Annotated in this window: 15 protein-coding genes; 6 read left to right on the top strand and 9 right to left on the bottom strand. The window is 59.2% G+C overall.

All coding sequences use genetic code 11. The annotated features are described in order from the left end of the window. Positions 1–66: 66 nt before the first annotated feature. The gene (locus tag ACR3EP_RS01205; protein ID WP_170347968.1) at positions 67–807 is read right to left on the bottom strand and encodes a YebC/PmpR family DNA-binding transcriptional regulator; all 741 of its coding nucleotides are present in this window, start codon (positions 805–807) and stop codon (positions 67–69) included. 110 nt (positions 808–917) lie between these two features. Here ACR3EP_RS01205 and ACR3EP_RS01200 point away from each other — a divergent pair, with 110 nt between their 5' ends. The 4 genes from ACR3EP_RS01200 (at position 918) to ACR3EP_RS01185 (ending at position 6,044) form a co-directional block, all read left to right on the top strand. Beyond that, complete coding sequence (locus ACR3EP_RS01200; RefSeq protein WP_170395579.1) at positions 918–2,690, top strand: SLC13 family permease; 1,773 nt, start codon at positions 918–920, stop codon at positions 2,688–2,690. Positions 2,691–2,706: 16 nt separating this feature from the next. After that, the gene (locus tag ACR3EP_RS01195; protein ID WP_480635918.1) at positions 2,707–3,441 is read left to right on the top strand and encodes a glutamine amidotransferase; all 735 of its coding nucleotides are present in this window, start codon (positions 2,707–2,709) and stop codon (positions 3,439–3,441) included. A 72-nt stretch (positions 3,442–3,513) separates the two neighbouring features. Continuing rightward, positions 3,514–4,371: a bile acid:sodium symporter family protein gene (locus ACR3EP_RS01190; protein ID WP_480635916.1), complete on the top strand. Its 858-nt coding sequence runs from the start codon at positions 3,514–3,516 to the stop codon at positions 4,369–4,371. Positions 4,372–4,382: 11 nt separating this feature from the next. After that, a complete protein-coding gene (locus tag ACR3EP_RS01185; protein ID WP_480635915.1) occupies positions 4,383–6,044 on the top strand; it encodes an FAD-binding dehydrogenase in 1,662 nt (553 codons plus the stop codon). Between the two features lie 10 nt (positions 6,045–6,054). On the opposite strand, the gene ACR3EP_RS01180 is transcribed toward ACR3EP_RS01185, so the two are convergent. From ACR3EP_RS01180 to ACR3EP_RS01170, 3 genes are all read right to left on the bottom strand, one after another. Next, a complete protein-coding gene (locus tag ACR3EP_RS01180) occupies positions 6,055–6,795 on the bottom strand; it encodes a YbaY family lipoprotein (RefSeq protein WP_480635913.1) in 741 nt (246 codons plus the stop codon). Positions 6,796–6,890: 95 nt separating this feature from the next. Then, positions 6,891–8,669 carry an SLC13 family permease gene (locus tag ACR3EP_RS01175; RefSeq protein WP_170374398.1) on the bottom strand — a complete coding sequence of 593 codons (1,779 nt, stop codon included), beginning with the start codon at positions 8,667–8,669 and terminating at the stop codon, positions 6,891–6,893. A gap of 90 nt (positions 8,670–8,759) precedes the next feature. Beyond that, positions 8,760–9,575, bottom strand: a complete 816-nt coding sequence (locus tag ACR3EP_RS01170) for a TIGR00282 family metallophosphoesterase (RefSeq protein ID WP_480635911.1) — start codon at positions 9,573–9,575, stop codon at positions 8,760–8,762. 89 nt (positions 9,576–9,664) lie between these two features. On the opposite strand from ACR3EP_RS01170, the gene ACR3EP_RS01165 reads away from it, so the two are divergent. Next, entirely contained in the window at positions 9,665–9,898 is a 234-nt protein-coding gene (locus tag ACR3EP_RS01165; protein ID WP_480635909.1) for a putative hemolysin, read from the top strand. 5 nt (positions 9,899–9,903) lie between these two features. Here ACR3EP_RS01165 and ACR3EP_RS01160 read toward each other — a convergent pair whose 3' ends face one another. Both ACR3EP_RS01160 and mgtE read right to left on the bottom strand, forming a co-directional pair. Then, positions 9,904–10,467, bottom strand: coding sequence for a 5-formyltetrahydrofolate cyclo-ligase (locus tag ACR3EP_RS01160; protein ID WP_480635908.1), 564 nt, complete (start codon positions 10,465–10,467; stop codon positions 9,904–9,906). After that, positions 10,464–11,858, bottom strand: a complete 1,395-nt coding sequence (gene mgtE, locus ACR3EP_RS01155; RefSeq protein WP_480635906.1) for a magnesium transporter — start codon at positions 11,856–11,858, stop codon at positions 10,464–10,466. The genes ACR3EP_RS01160 and mgtE overlap by 4 nt, the downstream gene beginning before the upstream one ends. Before the next feature lie 140 nt (positions 11,859–11,998). Here mgtE and guaD point away from each other — a divergent pair, with 140 nt between their 5' ends. Further along, positions 11,999–13,288, top strand: coding sequence for a guanine deaminase (guaD, locus tag ACR3EP_RS01150; RefSeq protein WP_480635904.1), 1,290 nt, complete (start codon positions 11,999–12,001; stop codon positions 13,286–13,288). Here the strand turns inward: guaD and ACR3EP_RS01145 are convergent. The 3 genes from ACR3EP_RS01145 to ACR3EP_RS01135 all read right to left on the bottom strand — a co-directional run bounded on the left by ACR3EP_RS01145 (position 13,285) and on the right by ACR3EP_RS01135 (position 15,943). Beyond that, positions 13,285–14,619, bottom strand: a complete 1,335-nt coding sequence (locus tag ACR3EP_RS01145) for an 8-oxoguanine deaminase (RefSeq protein WP_480635902.1) — start codon at positions 14,617–14,619, stop codon at positions 13,285–13,287. The two genes, guaD and ACR3EP_RS01145, sit on opposite strands and share 4 nt — an antisense overlap. Positions 14,620–14,733: 114 nt before the next feature. Continuing rightward, the gene (gene hisN / locus ACR3EP_RS01140) at positions 14,734–15,525 is read right to left on the bottom strand and encodes a histidinol-phosphatase (RefSeq protein ID WP_480635901.1); all 792 of its coding nucleotides are present in this window, start codon (positions 15,523–15,525) and stop codon (positions 14,734–14,736) included. 46 nt (positions 15,526–15,571) lie between these two features. Beyond that, positions 15,572–15,943: a helix-turn-helix domain-containing protein gene (locus tag ACR3EP_RS01135; protein ID WP_170347955.1), complete on the bottom strand. Its 372-nt coding sequence runs from the start codon at positions 15,941–15,943 to the stop codon at positions 15,572–15,574. Between the last annotated feature and the right edge of the window lie 329 nt (positions 15,944–16,272).

Here is a 16,272-nt window from a genome sequence, read left to right as displayed (position 1 = left end):
GGCCAAGAACCCACAAAGCAAAAAACCCGACCAGAGGCCGGGTTTTCCAACAGAAATTCAAAACGCTTAAAGCTGCGCCATGACCTCGTCTGTGGCCTCGAAGTTCGTGGTCACGCGCTGTACGTCATCGTCATCTTCCAGCGCATCGACCAGCTTCATCAGCTTTTGCATGTCTTCCAGCCCCAGCTCGGTTGTGGTGGTGGGTTTCCAGATCAGCTTGGTAGATTCGGATTCGCCCAGCGCGCCCTCCAGTGCGTTCGACACATCATTCAGGTCGGTGTCAGCACACCAGATGATGTGACCGTCTTCCGAGCTTTCGACGTCTTCGGCGCCGGCATCGATGGCGGCCTCAAAAACGGTGTCCGCATCGCCTGCAGTGGCCGGATACACCACCTCGCCCTTGCGGTCGAACATGAACCCGACCGAGCCGGTTTCACCCAGATTGCCGCCATTCTTGGAAAAGGTTGAACGCACGGTCGAGGCGGTGCGATTGCGGTTGTCAGTCATCGTCTCGACGATCACAGCCACACCGTTCGGGCCGTAACCCTCATACCGGATTTCTTCGTAATCGTCGCCTTCACCCGCAACCGACTTTTTGATGGCCCGGTCGATCACGTCCTTGGGGACTGAGTTCGACTTGGCCTCTTTAACTGCCAAACGCAGGCGTGGGTTCTTTTCGGGATCGGGGTCGCCCATCTTGGCGGCGACGGTGATTTCTTTCGACAGTTTGGAAAACAGCTTGGACCGCGCGGCGTCCTGACGTCCCTTGCGGTGCTGGATGTTGGCCCATTTGGAGTGGCCTGCCATGGTGCGTCCTCGTGATAGTGATTGCGTATTCGGCGCTCATATAGACGTTTGCAGGGCATGGGATCAAGAGAGCGGCTTGCGAGACGCCCCCTTGCGGGTATGGTGACGGGATGACGACAGATCAGATTATTCTTTTCACCCTTTTTGCCACTGTATTCGGAATGCTTCTGTGGGGGCGGTTTCGCTATGATCTTGTGGCGTTTTCTGCGCTGTTAATCGGGGTCGTTCTTGGCGTCGTGCCGGTGGACAACGCCTTTGCCGGGTTTGGACATCCGGCAACCATTATTGTGGCGTTAGTTCTGGTTGTCTCAGCAGGGCTGGTTCGGTCGGGGGCGGTGTTTCTGATCACGCGCACGCTGGTTGATGCCTCGCGCGGGCTTGGCGCGCATATCGCACTGATGGGCGGGATCGGAGCTGTTCTGTCGGCTTTCATGAACAACGTGGCCGCATTGGCCTTGTTGATGCCGGTCGACATTCAAACCGCGCGCAAGGCGGGGCGGTCGGTAGGCCTGACCCTGATGCCGCTGAGCTTTGCCACCATTCTGGGCGGAATGGCCACCCTGATCGGGACGCCGCCAAATATCATAATCGCCTCGATCCGTGCCGAAACATTGGGAGAGCCGTTCCGGATGTTCGATTTCGCCCCTGTCGGCGGGTTAGCGGCCATTGCCGGGCTGACCTTTGTGTCTTTGATCGGATGGCGTCTGATCCCGAACCGCGGCCCGCAAGAGGAAACGTCCGAGGCGCTGGCGGAATACATCGCCGAACTGACCATCCCTCCGGAATCAGCGCATATCGGCAAGCGGGTCAGCGAATTGTATGAGGCTGCCGAGAAATCCGACGTCGCCATCATCGGTTTGATCCGCGATGGCAAGCGGCGCTATGGACGATCGGCCCATGCTACCTTGAAACCGGGCGACGCGCTGGTGCTTGAGGCGCGGCCCGAGGCACTGGATGAATTCCGTGCAGCGCTGAACCTCGATTTTTCGGACACGCGGAGGCAGGAGTTGCTGACGGCCGAGGGCGACGGGTTGGAAGTGATCGAGGTTGTTGCCACCGAAAGCGCCCGCATCACCGGACGCACCGCGCAAGGGTTAGGGCTTGCCTGGCGGCAAAGCACTGTGCTGATGGGCATCTCGCGCCAGGGTCGCCGTATCACCGAACAGGTCCGAAAGACCGAAGTCGAGGCAGGCGATATCCTGCTGCTGCTCTGCCCTCGTGACCGCAGTGCCGACGTGACCGAATGGCTGGGCTGCCTGCCGCTGGCCACGCGTGGCCTGAACGTCACCGCCAATGACAAGGCCTGGCTGGCCATCGGGCTGTTTGTCGCTGCGGTGTTGGCCGCAAGTGTCGGGCTGATCTACCTACCGATTGCCCTGGGGTTTGTCGTAGTCGCCTATGTGCTGACCAAAATCTTGCCGATTGCCGATCTCTATAACCATATCGAATGGCCGGTCGTTGTGCTGCTGGGATCGATGATCCCATTGGGCAGTGCTCTGGAGACTTCAGGCGGCACCGAATTGATCGCCAATGCGCTAGTGCAACTGACGGATGGCCTGCCCGCATGGGCGATCCTGACGGTATTGATGGTTGTTACAATGACCCTGTCGGATGTGCTGAACAACACCGCCACGGCCATCGTCGCCGCCCCCGTTGGCATCCAAATGGCGCGCACGCTTGAAGTCTCTCCCGATCCGTTTCTGATGACGGTTGCCGTGGCAGCCTCGGCCGCGTTCCTTACCCCGATCGGGCACAAGAACAACACGCTGGTGCTGGGGCCTGGCGGATATCGGTTCGGGGACTACTGGCGCATGGGGCTGCCGCTGGAAATCCTCATCGTTGCAGTTTCCGTTCCTGCCATCCTTGTCTTCTGGCCGCTTTGACGGGTAAGGGCACTGCATGAAACGATTTCTGATCCTGCAACTGCGTCCCGAGACCGAAGCTTCGGACGCCGAATACGCCTCGATTCTGGACAAGACCGGTCTGTCGACGGACCAGACCCATCGTATCCGTCTGGATTGTCAGGGCCTGCCCGCGGGTCTGGATGTGACAGATTATGCCGGCGTTATCGTAGGTGGAGGCCCCGGTTGCGTCAGTGATGATCCGGCGACGAAATCCGAGATGGATGCAAGTATCGAAGCGGCCATCATGGGTTTGATGCCGCAGATTACCGCGAATGATCACCCTTTCATGGGCTGCTGTTACGGATTGGGCATTCTGGCGGCGCATCTGGGCGGCGATGTCAGCAAGAAACAGTTCGGAGAACCCGTCGGCCCCTCGACCTGCCAACTGACAGATGAAGGCGCGCTTGACCCGCTGACCGCCGGGCTGGGCGACAGTTTCGAGGCTTTCGTCGGCCACAAAGAGGCTGTGCAGTCCCTGCCCGACGGATGTGTCCACTTGCTGGCCTCGGACCCCTGTCCGTTTCAGATGATCCGCTGGGGTCAAAATGTGTATGCCACGCAGTTCCACCCCGAGGCCAACGCGCAAGATTTCGAACAGCGCATCAATATCTATAAGGATTTCGGCTATTTCCCGCCCGAAGACGCCCAGCGCCTGATCGATATCTGTCACGCCGCCGAGGTCACCAAGCCCGGCGAAATCCTGCGTCGCTTCGCCCAACGCTACATGTGACCCAACGGCGCGGTTGCTTGCGCGTTGAACCCTCGCTTAGGCTGATCCGAACGACTGAGGGAGGAGTTGTTCTTGGATTTGCTAATAAATGTCGGGCTGCCGTTGTCGCTGGCCATTATCATGCTGTCCCTTGGTGTTGGGCTTCAGGCATCTGACTTCCAACGGGTGCTGCGCCGGGGTTATCCTTTTGCCATAGGCGCGCTAAGCCAAGTTGTTTTGCTGCCCGTCGCAGCCTTCATCATAGTCAAACTCTTCGCTTTGCCGCCCGAGATCGCGGTGGGGTTCATGCTGCTTAGCTTTTGCCCCGGAGGGGTCACCAGCAACATCCTGTCCAAACTGGCCAAGGCCGATGTCGCGCTGTCGGTTAGCCTGACTGCCGTGATCAGCCTGTTGTCCATGATTACCGTTCCCGTTTTGGCGGCTTGGACCATCGCTCACTTCATGGGCGAAGACGCGCCCGAAGTGTCGATCACCGGGCTGGCCATTGCAATGTTCCTGATAACCACACTGCCCGTCGCCATCGGCGTCAGCCTGCGCCAATTCGCAGCCGGATTTGCCGAACGGATCGACGCGCCGCTGTCCAAGACGGCCACCGTTCTTTTCGTTCTGATCGTGATCGCCGCGCTTGCCGGGAACTGGCAGTTGTTCGTCGACAACCTTGGGATCATGGGCGCGAGTCTGATCACGCTGAACGTTGCGCTGTTGGCGATTGGATTGGGAATTGCCCGTGCCGCGAAGCTGTCGTGGACGGAAAGCAAAACGGTCTCAATCGAAACCGGCATTCAGAATTCGACGCTGGGGATCACGTTGGCGGCGCTGATCACCGGGACAGACAGCGGGTTCAGCCCGCTGGCTCTGCCCTCGGCCGTCTACGGGATCATGATGTATGTCGTGGCCCTGCCCTATATCGCCTGGCTCCGCAGCCGCTGAAAGGACAAGAAATGACCAACACTACTGCTGACGCCATTGTCGTGGGCGCCGGACTGGCCGGGCTGGCCGCTGCGGCTGAGTTGGGGGATCGTGGCAAGAAGGTGATCGTGCTGGATCAGGAGCCTGAGCATTTTCTGGGCGGGCAAGCGCATTGGAGTTTGGGCGGTCTTTTCATGGTCGACACGCCAGAACAGCGCCGGATGGGCATCAAAGACAGTCAGGACCTTGCGCTGCGCGACTGGATGGGCAGCGCGCAGTTTGACCGCGAAGAAGACGCATGGCCCCGCAAATGGGCCGAGGCCTATGTGGAATTCGCCGCAGGTGAAATGCGTCCGTGGCTGTATGAGATGGGTCTGCGCTGGTTCCCTATCGTTGGCTGGGCTGAACGCGGTGGGTCCTATGCGGATGGTCATGGAAATTCAGTGCCGCGGTTTCACATCACATGGGGCACCGGACCGGGCGTTCTGAAGAACTTTGTCCGCCGCGTGCGCGAACATGTCAGCGCCGGTCTGATCGAGTTGAAATTCCGCCATCAGGTCAGCCACATCATTATGCAGAACGGGTGCGCCAAAGGGGTCTCGGGTGAGATTCTAGCCGATGACACGGCACCCCACGGTGCCAAAACCAACCGCGATGAAGTTGGTGAGTTCGAGGTCTATGCGCCCTCGGTCATCGTTACCTCGGGTGGGATCGGCGGCAATTTTGAGATGGTGCGCAAAAGCTGGCCCCGCGATCGGCTGGGTGAGCCGCCCAAAGATATGGTGGCGGGCGTTCCATTTCACGTGGATGGTCGTATGATCCCCATAAGCGAAAAGGCCGGCGGGCACGTCATCAACGGCGACCGGATGTGGCACTATACTGAGGGTGTGCGGAACTGGAATCCGATCTGGCCCGCGCATGGCATCCGTATCCTGCCCGGCCCCAGCTCATTGTGGTTTGACGCGCGTGGCAATCGGTTGAAACCGCCCTTCATGCCGGGGTTCGACACGCTGGGCACGCTGCAGGAGATTCTTAAAACAGGATATGAATACAGCTGGTTTGTTCTGACCCAAAAGGTGATCAAAAAGGAATTCGCCCTGTCGGGTTCCGAACAGAACCCAGACATGACTGATGGCGGCTGGCGCGAGGTGCTGTTCCAGCGCGTCCTGACCGGCTCAAAAGCCACCGCGCCTGTCGAGGCCTTTAAGGAACATGGTGAGGATTTCATTGTCGCCAACACTCTGACCGAACTGGTCAGCGGTATGAACCAGATGGGCGATGGGTTGATTGACGAGGCGCATCTGCGCGCCCAGATCGAGGCGCGGGATTCACAGGTCGACAACCCCTTTACCAAAGACGCGCAGATGGCCGCCATTCTGGCTGCTCGCAACTATCGTGGCGACAAGCTGATCCGCACCGCCAAGCCGCACAAGTTTCTTGATCCCGCAAACGGCCCGCTGATCGCCGTGAAACTGCACGTGCTGACACGCAAAACGCTGGGTGGATTGCAGACCAATCTCGACAGCCAGATGATCGGCGTCGATGGTCAGGTTGTGCCCGGCCTGTTTGCGGCAGGCGAGGTCGCCGGGTTCGGCGGCGGTGGCTATCACGGTTACAATGCTCTTGAAGGCTCGTTTCTGGGCGGCTGCATATTCTCGGGCCGCAATGCCGGGCGATCAAGGGCCGTCGCCTGACGGCCCCGCCTTACCGGGTGCGCACGAATTTGATAACCGGTTCGCCTGCGGCATCCAGAAAGGCCAGCGCATCGCCTTCAACCGCGTAAGTGGTGACGCTTTGCAAGGCTTGAAAGAATTGCCGCTCAACCTCTTCCAAGGCCGGAGGACACGCCATCAGCGTGGCAGCCATATTGTCAGGGAATGTGATAGTCGCACCGGAAATGTCGGCCTGCCCGTTGAACCGGTTGCAGCCACCGCTGCCTGAAAAGGCACCATCTGGGGCAAAGTTAATCTCTGGGCGGCGCTCTGCTTCAATCGGTGCGCCGTTCAGGGCGGCGGCCGTCCACTGCGTGTTGTCCAGCATGTTTCCCCCCTGCACTTGCACCAGCATAAGGTCTGCGGAATTTCCTGCCCCATCGGTCAGAACCGGATAGGCCGTATCGGTGGTGAACAGCAGGTCTTGCCCCTGGCTGATCGAGGCCCGCACCACATAGCGGTGCCCGTCCTTAATCAGCGCGTCATCGAATGTCAGCTCGAACTGCGCGGGAACGCTGTCCATTGCATAGCGTTTAGCAGCAAGGGACACTGCCGGCGCATCGGCCAGAGAGACATCCTGAAGCTCGACATATAGCGTCGCATCGGGCGGCACGGCAATCCGCTCGCGATAGGCAGCGGTTCCCGTTACGGTTCCAGCATGGCTTTGGCTGCCCAAAATAGTCAGGACAAGAGCGCAGACAACGATGGCCTGGCCGAGCTTTGGAAACGGCATGACACAATCCTTTCACTTCCACTTTGGTGAAAAGATCGTGGCCAGATCAGTATTTACAAGACCTAGTGATCCAAATCGGCGATTCCACGCCTGATTTACAGGGGCCAGATCAGCGGGATCAGCAACGACGCCAGCAGCCCAACAGTCAGGTTCAGCGGAATGCCGACCTTCATGAAATCGACAAACCTGTACCCGCCCGGACCATAAACCATCATGTTGGTCTGATACCCGATCGGCGTCGCGAACGAGGCTGAGGCCGCCACCATCACCGCCACCACCAGCGGGCGCGGGTCAATCCCGACCGCCTGAGCCAACCCGATGGCAATCGGTGTCACCACCACGGCCACCGCGTTGTTTGATACCAGTTCGGTCAGCACCGAAGTCAGCAGGTATACGGCCCAGATGATCAGGAAGGGCGGCAATGAGCTGAGGCCCGGAGCAATCGCCTCGACAATCAGCGATACGGCCCCGGATTTATCCAGCGCGGCCCCTATAGCCAGCATCGAGAAGATCAACGCCAGCAAGCGGCCCTCGACAAAAGAAAATGCCTCATCCGCGTCGATGCAGCGCGTGATCAGGACCACCGCAACTGCCAGAACCGACAGCAACAGGATCGGCGCGACACCCAACGCGGCCAAGGCGACGATACCGACCAGCGCGCCAATCGCAATGGGGGCATGGCTTCGCCTGAACGCACGTGCCGACGGTTGCGAAACGTCGACCATGTCCATGTCGGCGGCCAGTTTCTGAATGTCAGCGGGCGATCCTTCCAGCAGCAGCGTGTCGCCGACCCGCACCACAAGATCATCCAGTTGACGCCCGATATTCTGGTTCCGTCGGTGTACAGCCAGCACATAGACACCATACCGACGCCGCAAACGCAGCGTGCCCAGCGTCCGACCCACCATGCGGCAACCTGGGGTGATCAGAACCTCGACCGTCTTGGTCTCAACGGCCGAGACCTGATCGACGCGCTTTAGTTCCTTGTTGCTTTGCAAGCTCAGCAATTCGGTCATTTCGGTTCGCAGAACGACACGGTCGCCAAGTTTCAGCTCAACACCTTTCAGATTACGCCGCAGCGACTCATCCCCGCGGATTACGTCGATCAGCCGCACACCGGGGCGCTTGAACAGCTGAACCCCTGTGACCTCTCGACCGATCAGGTTGCTTTCAGGCGGAATGACAGCCTCGGTGAAAAACTTCATTTTGGATCGGTCAGACAACAACGTCGCCATGCTGTCCCGATCCGGCAGCAGTCGCGGCGCGATGAAGCGCAGGTAGACCATACCGTAGATCACCAGAGCGATGCCCAACGGGGTCACCTCGAAAATGGTGAAGGCAGTCATCCCCTGCGCACGGGCCACACCATCCACCAACAGGTTGGTCGAGGTTCCGATCAACGTCAGCGTGCCGCCTAAAATCGCTGCATAGCTCAGCGGGATCAGCAGTTTCGAGGCCGGAACATTCAGCGTGCGCGCGATCTGCACAAATACCGGGATCATCACGACAACCACCGGCGTATTCGACACCACGGCCGACGCCAGCACAACAAACGCCATCAGCAGCCCGATGGCGAAACGCGGGTTTACCTGTGCTTGCTTTTGCGCGGTCGAGGTAAATGCGTCCAGCGCGCCAGTGCGCACCAGAGCCCCCATGATGATGAACATCGCCGCAATCGTCCACGGCGCCGGGTTGGATAGAACCGCCAGCGCGCTTTGATACGGCAAGATACCCGTCACCAGCATGATGGCGACACCGCCGATGGCAACGACCTCGGTCGGATAGACCTCACGCAGGAACATGACGAACATGCCCGCGACGACCAAAAGCGCCAGTATTGCGCTGCCTGTTTCTGTCAGTTGAAGGAATTGCATTCTTGGTATTCTGTCCGAACCCTAGCCTGGCTTGCGCGCCCGGCAGCCAGTGTCACGCATTGCGCGCGGCAGAGCAAGCCTGACATCGCCTTATTGCGGCCCGGCCTGCTGCAAACGCCCACCGACGCGCACCATTTGCACAGATTTTGCCCGCCCGTCGCGGTCATCGGTTTCAACGAACACACCGCTCAGCGTTGCTTCGCCATTGGCCGGGGTGAACCGCGCCTTGGGCATGCCGGTGATAAAGCGGCGCATCGGCTCGACCTTGTCCATCCCGATCACCGAGTCATAGTCGCCACACATCCCCGCATCGGTCAGATACGCCGTGCCACCCGGCAGGATCTGTGCATCCGCAGTTGGAACATGCGTATGCGTGCCGACCACAAGGCTGGCACGTTTGTCGCAATAATGGCCCATCGCCATCTTCTCAGACGTGGCCTCGCAATGCATATCCACGATGATCGCCTGGGCCTGCCCGCCACGCGGGTGGGACTTCAGAATGGGCTCAACCGCCGAGAACGGATCGTCAAAGGGCCGTTTCATAAAGACCTGCCCCAGAACCTGCACCACCAGAACCTTGCGCCCACCTGGGGCTGTATACAACCGATGCCCCCGCCCCGGCGCACCCTTGGCAAAATTCACCGGGCGCACGATACGCGGTTCGCTCTCGATGAATTGCAGCATTTCTTTCTGATCGAACGCGTGATCGCCCAGCGTTAGACAGTCCGCGCCCGCGTCCAGCAGCAACTTGGCATGATCACCGGTCAACCCCATCCCGTTCGAGGCATTCTCGCCATTGACCACAACGAAATCCAGCCGCCATTCGTCGCGCAAACGCGGCAGATGTTGCTGTATGGCCGTGCGTCCCGCGCGGCCCATGACGTCACCCAGAAAAAGTATCCTCATCCAACCTGTCCTAAGTGTGGCAATGACCAAGCACAAGTGATTAAGCTGCCTGCATAATCTGTCAAAGCACATTACACAGGAGAATCTTTATGTCTCGCATCCTTCTGGCGGCCGTCGGGCTCGCGATTTTGACCGCCTGTCAGCCCATAACGCCGCACGAACTTGCGCCACAACTGGCAAACCCGGCGGCGACCCATTGCATCGACGCAGGTGCCAAGTACGAAATCCGCGATGGCGACAATGGCCAGACAGGTGTTTGTATTTTGCCGGATGGGCGCGAAGTGGACGCGTGGGAGTTCTTCCGTGAAAACAATCCGGGCTGAGGTGATCAGGCCGGAAACGTCAGAACCCGGCTTTCCGTAATTACCATGTCCAATGGCTGATCCGTTGGCTCCAACGGCAGACCCTCGGCCTGCTGCGCGTCAAAGGCAAAGCCAATGGCCAGTGTTGAACGTATGGCGCGCAGGCCTTCCAGCGTGCGGTCATAAAAGCCGCCGCCGTAACCCAGCCGCCCGCCCTGCGCATCGAAAGCGACCAGCGGCACGATCAGGATTTCCGGATCGAAGTAATCGTCGACCTCGGGCACTTTAGCTCCGAATGGGCCATCTTTCAGCGTACCCTCTGGGGTCCAGCGCGAAAACTTCAGCGGTTGACCTGCAGCCTGTATAACCGGCACGCCGACCGGTCCATAAGCCGAGGCCTCGGCCATCGCCGGCACCGGATCAATCTCGGTTCGGATCGGCATGTAGCCGGACAGGGGCACGCCTCGATGACCTGCCAGAACTTCGGACAAGCGCCCCGCCGCACCGGGCAGACGGGTGTCAAATGCAACCTTACGGCGTGCAAAAGCCGCTTTGCGCGCCGCAGCTTTGATTTCGGTTAGATCGGTCACAGTAGTACCACGCTGGCGAGCCCAAGAAACAGGAAGAACCCCATGACGTCCGTTGTGGTCGTCACGAAGGTGCCGGAGGCAAGCGCCGGGTCAGCGCCCAAACGGTCCAGCACCACAGGTACTACCGTACCAATGAACCCCGCGATGATCATGTTCACGACCAAGGCGGCACCGATCACGACACCCAGCAGCGCGGAATCAAACCACATCATCCCGACGGTTCCCAAAACGATGGCGAAACACAGGCCGTTCAGCATCCCCACCAACAATTCCCGCCGGATCACGCGCAAAACGTTGGAACCCGTAAGGTCGCGCGTCGCCAAGGCCCGCACCGCAACAGTCAGCGACTGAGTGCCCGCATTGCCGCCCATCGACGCCACGATCGGCATCAGGATGGCCAGCGCCACCAACTGATCAATCGCCGCCTCAAACTGCGAGATCACCAACGAGGCGCAAATCGCCGTGCACAGATTCACCGCCAGCCACGGCAGGCGACGCTTGCTGGTCGCGGCAACGCTGTCGGACAGCGAGCTCTCGTTGCTGACACCCGCAAGGTGCAGCATGTCCTCTTCGTATTCCTCATCCAGAACAACCATCGCGTCGTCGATGGTGATCACACCGACTAGCCGCCCGTCTGCATCGACCACGGGCGACGAGATCAGGTGATACTGGTTGAACGCATATGCCACGTCCTCTTCGTCCTGATCGACAGGAATAGTGTGGAACTCTTCTTCGGCGATGTCGTGCAGCGGCACCTCACGCCGAGCGGCCATCAGCTTGCCCAGCATGACCTGCGCTACCGGTTTCAACCGGGGATCGACCAAAACAACGTGATAGAACTGTTCCGGCAGGTCGTCATTGGCCCGCATAAAGTCGATGGCCTGCCCAACGGTCCAATGTTCGGGGGCCATGACAACCTCGCGCTGCATAAGGCGGCCGGCCGAGTTTTCGGGGTAGGACAGCGCCTGCTCGGCCGCGATCCGCTCAGAATCCTCTAGCGCGTCAAGGATGGCCTCTTGCTGCGGTTCTTCGAGGTCTTCTAGAAGGTCGACAACATCGTCGCTTTCCATGTCCCGTACAGCGTCGGCCAGAACGTCCGGGCGCAGAACCTCGATAACCTCTTCACGAACGGCCTCATCCAGTTCCGACAAGATATCACCGTCGAATTCCTTGTCGTACAGACGGATCAGTTGGGCGCGTTCCTGAGGGCTGATCTGTTCCAGAAGGTCGGCGATGTCCGCAGCGTGCAGCGGATCCATCAGCTCGATCAGTTTGTCGCGATCATCCACTTCGACCGCGTACAGGATATCCGCCACAGTCTTGCGATCCAGCGCATAGACGTCTTCGTCACTTGTGGACTCGGTTACGGGTTCATCAAAGCCTGTTGTCATGTCTGCCCCCGTTTCGCGCGCTCATTGCCCCCTAATTAGAAGAAGCAGCTACCGGAAAACAATGACAATGCGCCGATTTACCGGCAAGTTTCGCCCGCCTATGCTGTTTCACAGTCCTATTCAGGCGGAGATGGATGAAAATGGCGCAAAAAACGCTGCTGAAAGGTCGTGTTCTGAGCTTTACGGGTTCCCCTTTTGAAGGAGAACCGACCGAAGCCGTGAAAATCAGCGGGGCCGTTCTGGTTGAAGACGACCGAATATCCGCTGTTGGGGATGCCGAAAGCCTGTGCGCCAACAACTCCGAGGCCAACGTGGTGGATCACGGCCAGAACGTGATCATGGCAGGTTTCGTCGATGCGCATGTCCACTATCCCCAAACAGCGATGATCGCCAGTTGGGGCAAACGTCTGATCGACTGGTTGAACACCTATACCTTTCCCGAAGAGATGAAATTCGGTGATCCGGCCTATGCCGGTGAAATCGCCAATCGCTATCTCGACCTGACAGCTGCGCACGGCACCACGACCATGTGCAGTTTCTGCACCATTCACCCCGAAAGCGTTGATGCATTTTTTACCGCCGCGCAAAAGCGCAACCAACGGGTTGTGGCGGGCAAAACCTGCATGGACCGCAATGCGCCCGAGGGGCTGCGGGACACGGCGCAAACGGGTTATGATCAGTCCCAGACGCTGCTTGAGAACTGGCACGGCATAGATCGCCTGTCTTATGCTATCACCCCGCGTTTTTCGCCCACGTCCACGCCGGAACAACTGGAAGCCATGGGCGCGCTCTGGGCCGATTACCCGCATTGCCTGATGCAAACCCACCTGAGCGAACAAACCGATGAGATCGCCTGGGTCCGCGAGCTATTCCCCGAGGCACGCGATTATTTGGATACCTATGAAAAATTTGGCCTATTAGGGTCGAACGGCCTGTATGGCCACGTTATCCATCTTGAGGCACGCGAACGTGATCGCCTGCGCGAGGTCGACGCGGCGCTAATCCACTGCCCGACCTCGAACACATTCATCGGCTCTGGCTTGTTCGATATGGCGGGGTTGATGCGTGACGGCCATCGCGTCGGGTTGGCGACGGATACCGGCGGCGGGTCCAGTTTTTCGATGCTGCGAACGATGGCAGCAGCTTATGAAATCGGACAACTGCGCGGGGCGCCGCTGCACGCCGCGCAACTTTTGTGGCTAAGCACGGTTGGCTCAGCACGTACGCTAAGGATGGACGATTGCATCGGCAACGTTGCACCGGGGATGGAGGCTGATCTGATCGTGCTCGACCTCGCCTCGACTCCCGCCATTGCCCAGCGCGAAGCCTGCGCCGAGAACCTGTGGGAGGCCATCTTTCCCACCATCATGATGGGCGATGACCGGGCGATCGCAGAGGTCTGGATCGCCGGTCAACGTGTTTCCAACTAGACTTGCAGGGCGCGGGCCAGCTGGTTCTGCCGCTCGATCACGCGGGGCATGTCCAAACTGGTGACATGCCCGTCACATACGATCTGGCGGCCCTCGACGAACAGGTGCTTGACCTTCACCGGCCCGGCCAACAGCAAAGCCGCCGGATCCCAACTGCCGGCGCTTTCGATACAGCTTGTGTCCCAAATCGCGATGTCAGCGCGTTTTCCGGGCTCCAGACGTCCGCAATCAGGACGGTTCAGCACATCTGCACCACCGCGTGTCGCAATCTCTAGCACTTCGCGCGACGACATGGCATCCGCGCCGTTGGCTACCCGTTGCAACAGCATGGCCTGACGCGCCTCGAGGATCATGTTGCCAATGTCATTGCTCGCTGAACCATCCACGCCCAGTCCAACAGGCACGCCGTGATCCCGCATCTCGCGCACCGGCGCGATGCCCGAACCCAGCCGACAATTGGAACAGGGGCAATGCGCGACGCCGGTTTGTGTTTTGGCGAACAGGTCTATTTCCACCCCATCCAGTTTGACGCAATGGGCGTGCCAGACGTCCGTGCCGGTCCAGCCCAAATCCTCGGCATATTGGCCCGGACGGCAGCCAAACTGGGCCTGCGAATAGGCGATGTCCTCGTCATTTTCCGCCAGATGAGTATGCAGCATAACGCCCTTGTTCCTAGCGAGAAGCGCAGCATCGCGCATCAGGTCACGGCTGACGGAAAATGGCGAACACGGTGCAAGCCCTACACGGCACATTGCGCCTTCGGACGGGTCATGAAACGCGTCGACCACACGGATCATGTCGTCCAGAATCGCTTTCTCTTTTTCGACCAAGGCGTCGGGCGGCAGACCTCCGTCGCTTTCCCCGATACTCATCGCACCGCGCGTCGGATGGAATCGCATTCCGATCTCGGCGGCGGCAGCAATCGTGTCATCCAGCCGGGCACCGTTGGGGTACAGGTAAAGGTGGTCGGAACTGAGTGTACACCCTGACAGCGCCAGCTCGGCCAACCCGATCTGGGCCGAGACAAACATTTCTTCGGGCCCAAAGCGGGACCAGATGGGATACAGCGTCTTAAGCCAGCCAAACAGCAGCGCATCTTGCCCACCGGGCACCGCGCGGGTCAGGCTTTGGTAAAGGTGGTGATGAGTATTCACCAGTCCCGGCGTTACGACGCATCCTGTTGCGTCATGCACCTCTCCAGTTGTTTGCAGCCCGTGGCCGACTTGTTCGATCTGTCCACCACGGATCAGGATATCCGCGCCGGAAAACTCGCGGCGTGTGTCATCCATCGTCAGGATGGTGTCTGCGTTCTTGATCAGGATTTCGGTCATGTCGCCCTCCTTGCATCCGCCCGTTTCGTGCAAGAAGGTATGGGCTGGCGGAAAACGGGCATAAGAACCAGCCGGGCAGAGATTACCTGACCAGCCTTAACCCGACAAGCTGTTTCAGTAGTTGCGCAGAAGCTTTAGCGCCGCCGCATGTAATTCGGCATTTGCCGCAGCCAACACCCGTCCGCCCTCATGGGCTGGACCACCTTGCCAATCTGTCACGATACCACCTGCGGCCTCGATCACCGCAATGGGGGCTTGAACATCATAAGCATTCAGGCCCGCTTCGATCACCAGATCGACCTGCCCCGCCGCCAGCAAAGCGTAAGCGTAGCAATCCATGCCATACCGGGTCAGTTGCACCTGTTGGGCCACAGCCTCGAACCCGGCGCGGTCTTCAGGGGTGCCGACCTCGGGGAAGGTCGTGAACAGAATGGCCTGATCCAGGCTGGAGGTTTTGCGAGTTTTCAGCGGCATAGTTCCGGTCGGCCCAGTCGCCTGTGCAACATCCGCTGATCCAAGGAAACGTTCGCCGATATAGGGCTGATCAATGACGCCCAAGAACGGCCCGTTCTGGTTGCTCAGCGCGATCAGCACGCCCCATGTCGGTGTGCCGCTGATAAAACCGCGGGTGCCATCGATCGGGTCCAACACCCACGTCCGGCCGGAATTGCCCTGCGTCTGGCCGAACTCCTCGCCGAAAATGCTGTCATCGGGGCGGTGCTTGGCCAGAACCTCGCGCATGGCCTTTTCCGCATTCCGATCCGCGACCGTGACCGGATCAAAGCCGTCGACCAGCTTGTTCGAAGTCTCAATATTTGATTGTCTAAAAAACGGAAGAATGGCCGCACGCGCCGCGTCGGCCATTTCTTCGGCTACATCCAGATCACTTAAAGTTGTCTCTTGCATGCGCTACCCGTGCGGATCACACGTGCCAGAGTCAACCCCGGTTCTCTCAGGCGACGTCGCTCAGGACGCGGGCAAGTTCGAACAAGCGGCGGCGCTGGTTTTCCGGAATCGCATAGTAAGAGCGCACCAGATCTAGAGCTTCCTTGTCCCCCATCAGATCGGCCGGAACCGATTTTTTGCCGGCTGTTTCCTTTTCAGATTCTTCCAGACCTTCAAAGAAAAAGCTGACGGGAACATCCAATGCCTCGGCAATGTCCCAAAGTCGCGACGCGCTGATCCGGTTGGCCCCGGTCTCGTATTTCTGAATCTGTTGAAACTTAATACCAACCTGCTGCGCCAACTGCTGTTGGGTCATGCCAATCAGCCAGCGGCGATGCCTGACGCGTTTGCCCACATGGACATCGACGTGATGGGTCATTGGTATTCTCCTCTTAACTACACACACAACTAATTCGGGTGTGCGACATGCATGTACTACCGCAACACTAGCGAGCCGCCCTTAACCACTCCCTAATCAGGAACATGCCCCCCAAATCAGCACCTGGGACAATATTGCTCTTTTTGGGCTTTTTTTCAAGAAGGTTGAATCTGTTTCGCCATGCACAGGACTAAGGTTGTGCCCTTTCGATCCCGCACACGCAGTTACCGTGGGGAAGCCTGAGACGTCATCCATACAGTCCTTTCCGCCGCGCCGGGTAAGCGATTGACATTCCCCGGTCAGCACGAACCTATGCGCCAAACCACAGG

Source organism: Ruegeria sp. BB10 (assembly GCF_056535725.1).
Note: the sequence above shows the minus strand (reverse complement) of the source record. Positions and strands in the feature narration are given on the sequence as shown.

Excerpts from the sequence above, each read along its gene's own strand:
- ACR3EP_RS01170 (WP_480635911.1), bottom strand. The coding sequence starts at position 9,575 with ATGAGGATACTTTTTCTGGGTGACGTCATGGGCCGCGCGGGACGCACG.
- guaD (WP_480635904.1), top strand. The coding sequence starts at position 11,999 with ATGGCGCAAAAAACGCTGCTGAAAGGTCGTGTTCTGAGCTTTACGGGT.
- ACR3EP_RS01180 (WP_480635913.1), bottom strand. The coding sequence starts at position 6,795 with ATGCCGTTTCCAAAGCTCGGCCAGGCCATCGTTGTCTGCGCTCTTGTC.
- ACR3EP_RS01175 (WP_170374398.1), bottom strand. The coding sequence starts at position 8,669 with ATGCAATTCCTTCAACTGACAGAAACAGGCAGCGCAATACTGGCGCTT.
- mgtE (WP_480635906.1), bottom strand. The coding sequence starts at position 11,858 with ATGACAACAGGCTTTGATGAACCCGTAACCGAGTCCACAAGTGACGAA.
- ACR3EP_RS01145 (WP_480635902.1), bottom strand. The coding sequence starts at position 14,619 with ATGACCGAAATCCTGATCAAGAACGCAGACACCATCCTGACGATGGAT.
- hisN (WP_480635901.1), bottom strand. The coding sequence starts at position 15,525 with ATGCAAGAGACAACTTTAAGTGATCTGGATGTAGCCGAAGAAATGGCC.
- ACR3EP_RS01205 (WP_170347968.1), bottom strand. The coding sequence starts at position 807 with ATGGCAGGCCACTCCAAATGGGCCAACATCCAGCACCGCAAGGGACGT.
- ACR3EP_RS01195 (WP_480635918.1), top strand. The coding sequence starts at position 2,707 with ATGAAACGATTTCTGATCCTGCAACTGCGTCCCGAGACCGAAGCTTCG.
- ACR3EP_RS01200 (WP_170395579.1), top strand. The coding sequence starts at position 918 with ATGACGACAGATCAGATTATTCTTTTCACCCTTTTTGCCACTGTATTC.
- ACR3EP_RS01135 (WP_170347955.1), bottom strand. The coding sequence starts at position 15,943 with ATGACCCATCACGTCGATGTCCATGTGGGCAAACGCGTCAGGCATCGC.
- ACR3EP_RS01165 (WP_480635909.1), top strand. The coding sequence starts at position 9,665 with ATGTCTCGCATCCTTCTGGCGGCCGTCGGGCTCGCGATTTTGACCGCC.
- ACR3EP_RS01185 (WP_480635915.1), top strand. The coding sequence starts at position 4,383 with ATGACCAACACTACTGCTGACGCCATTGTCGTGGGCGCCGGACTGGCC.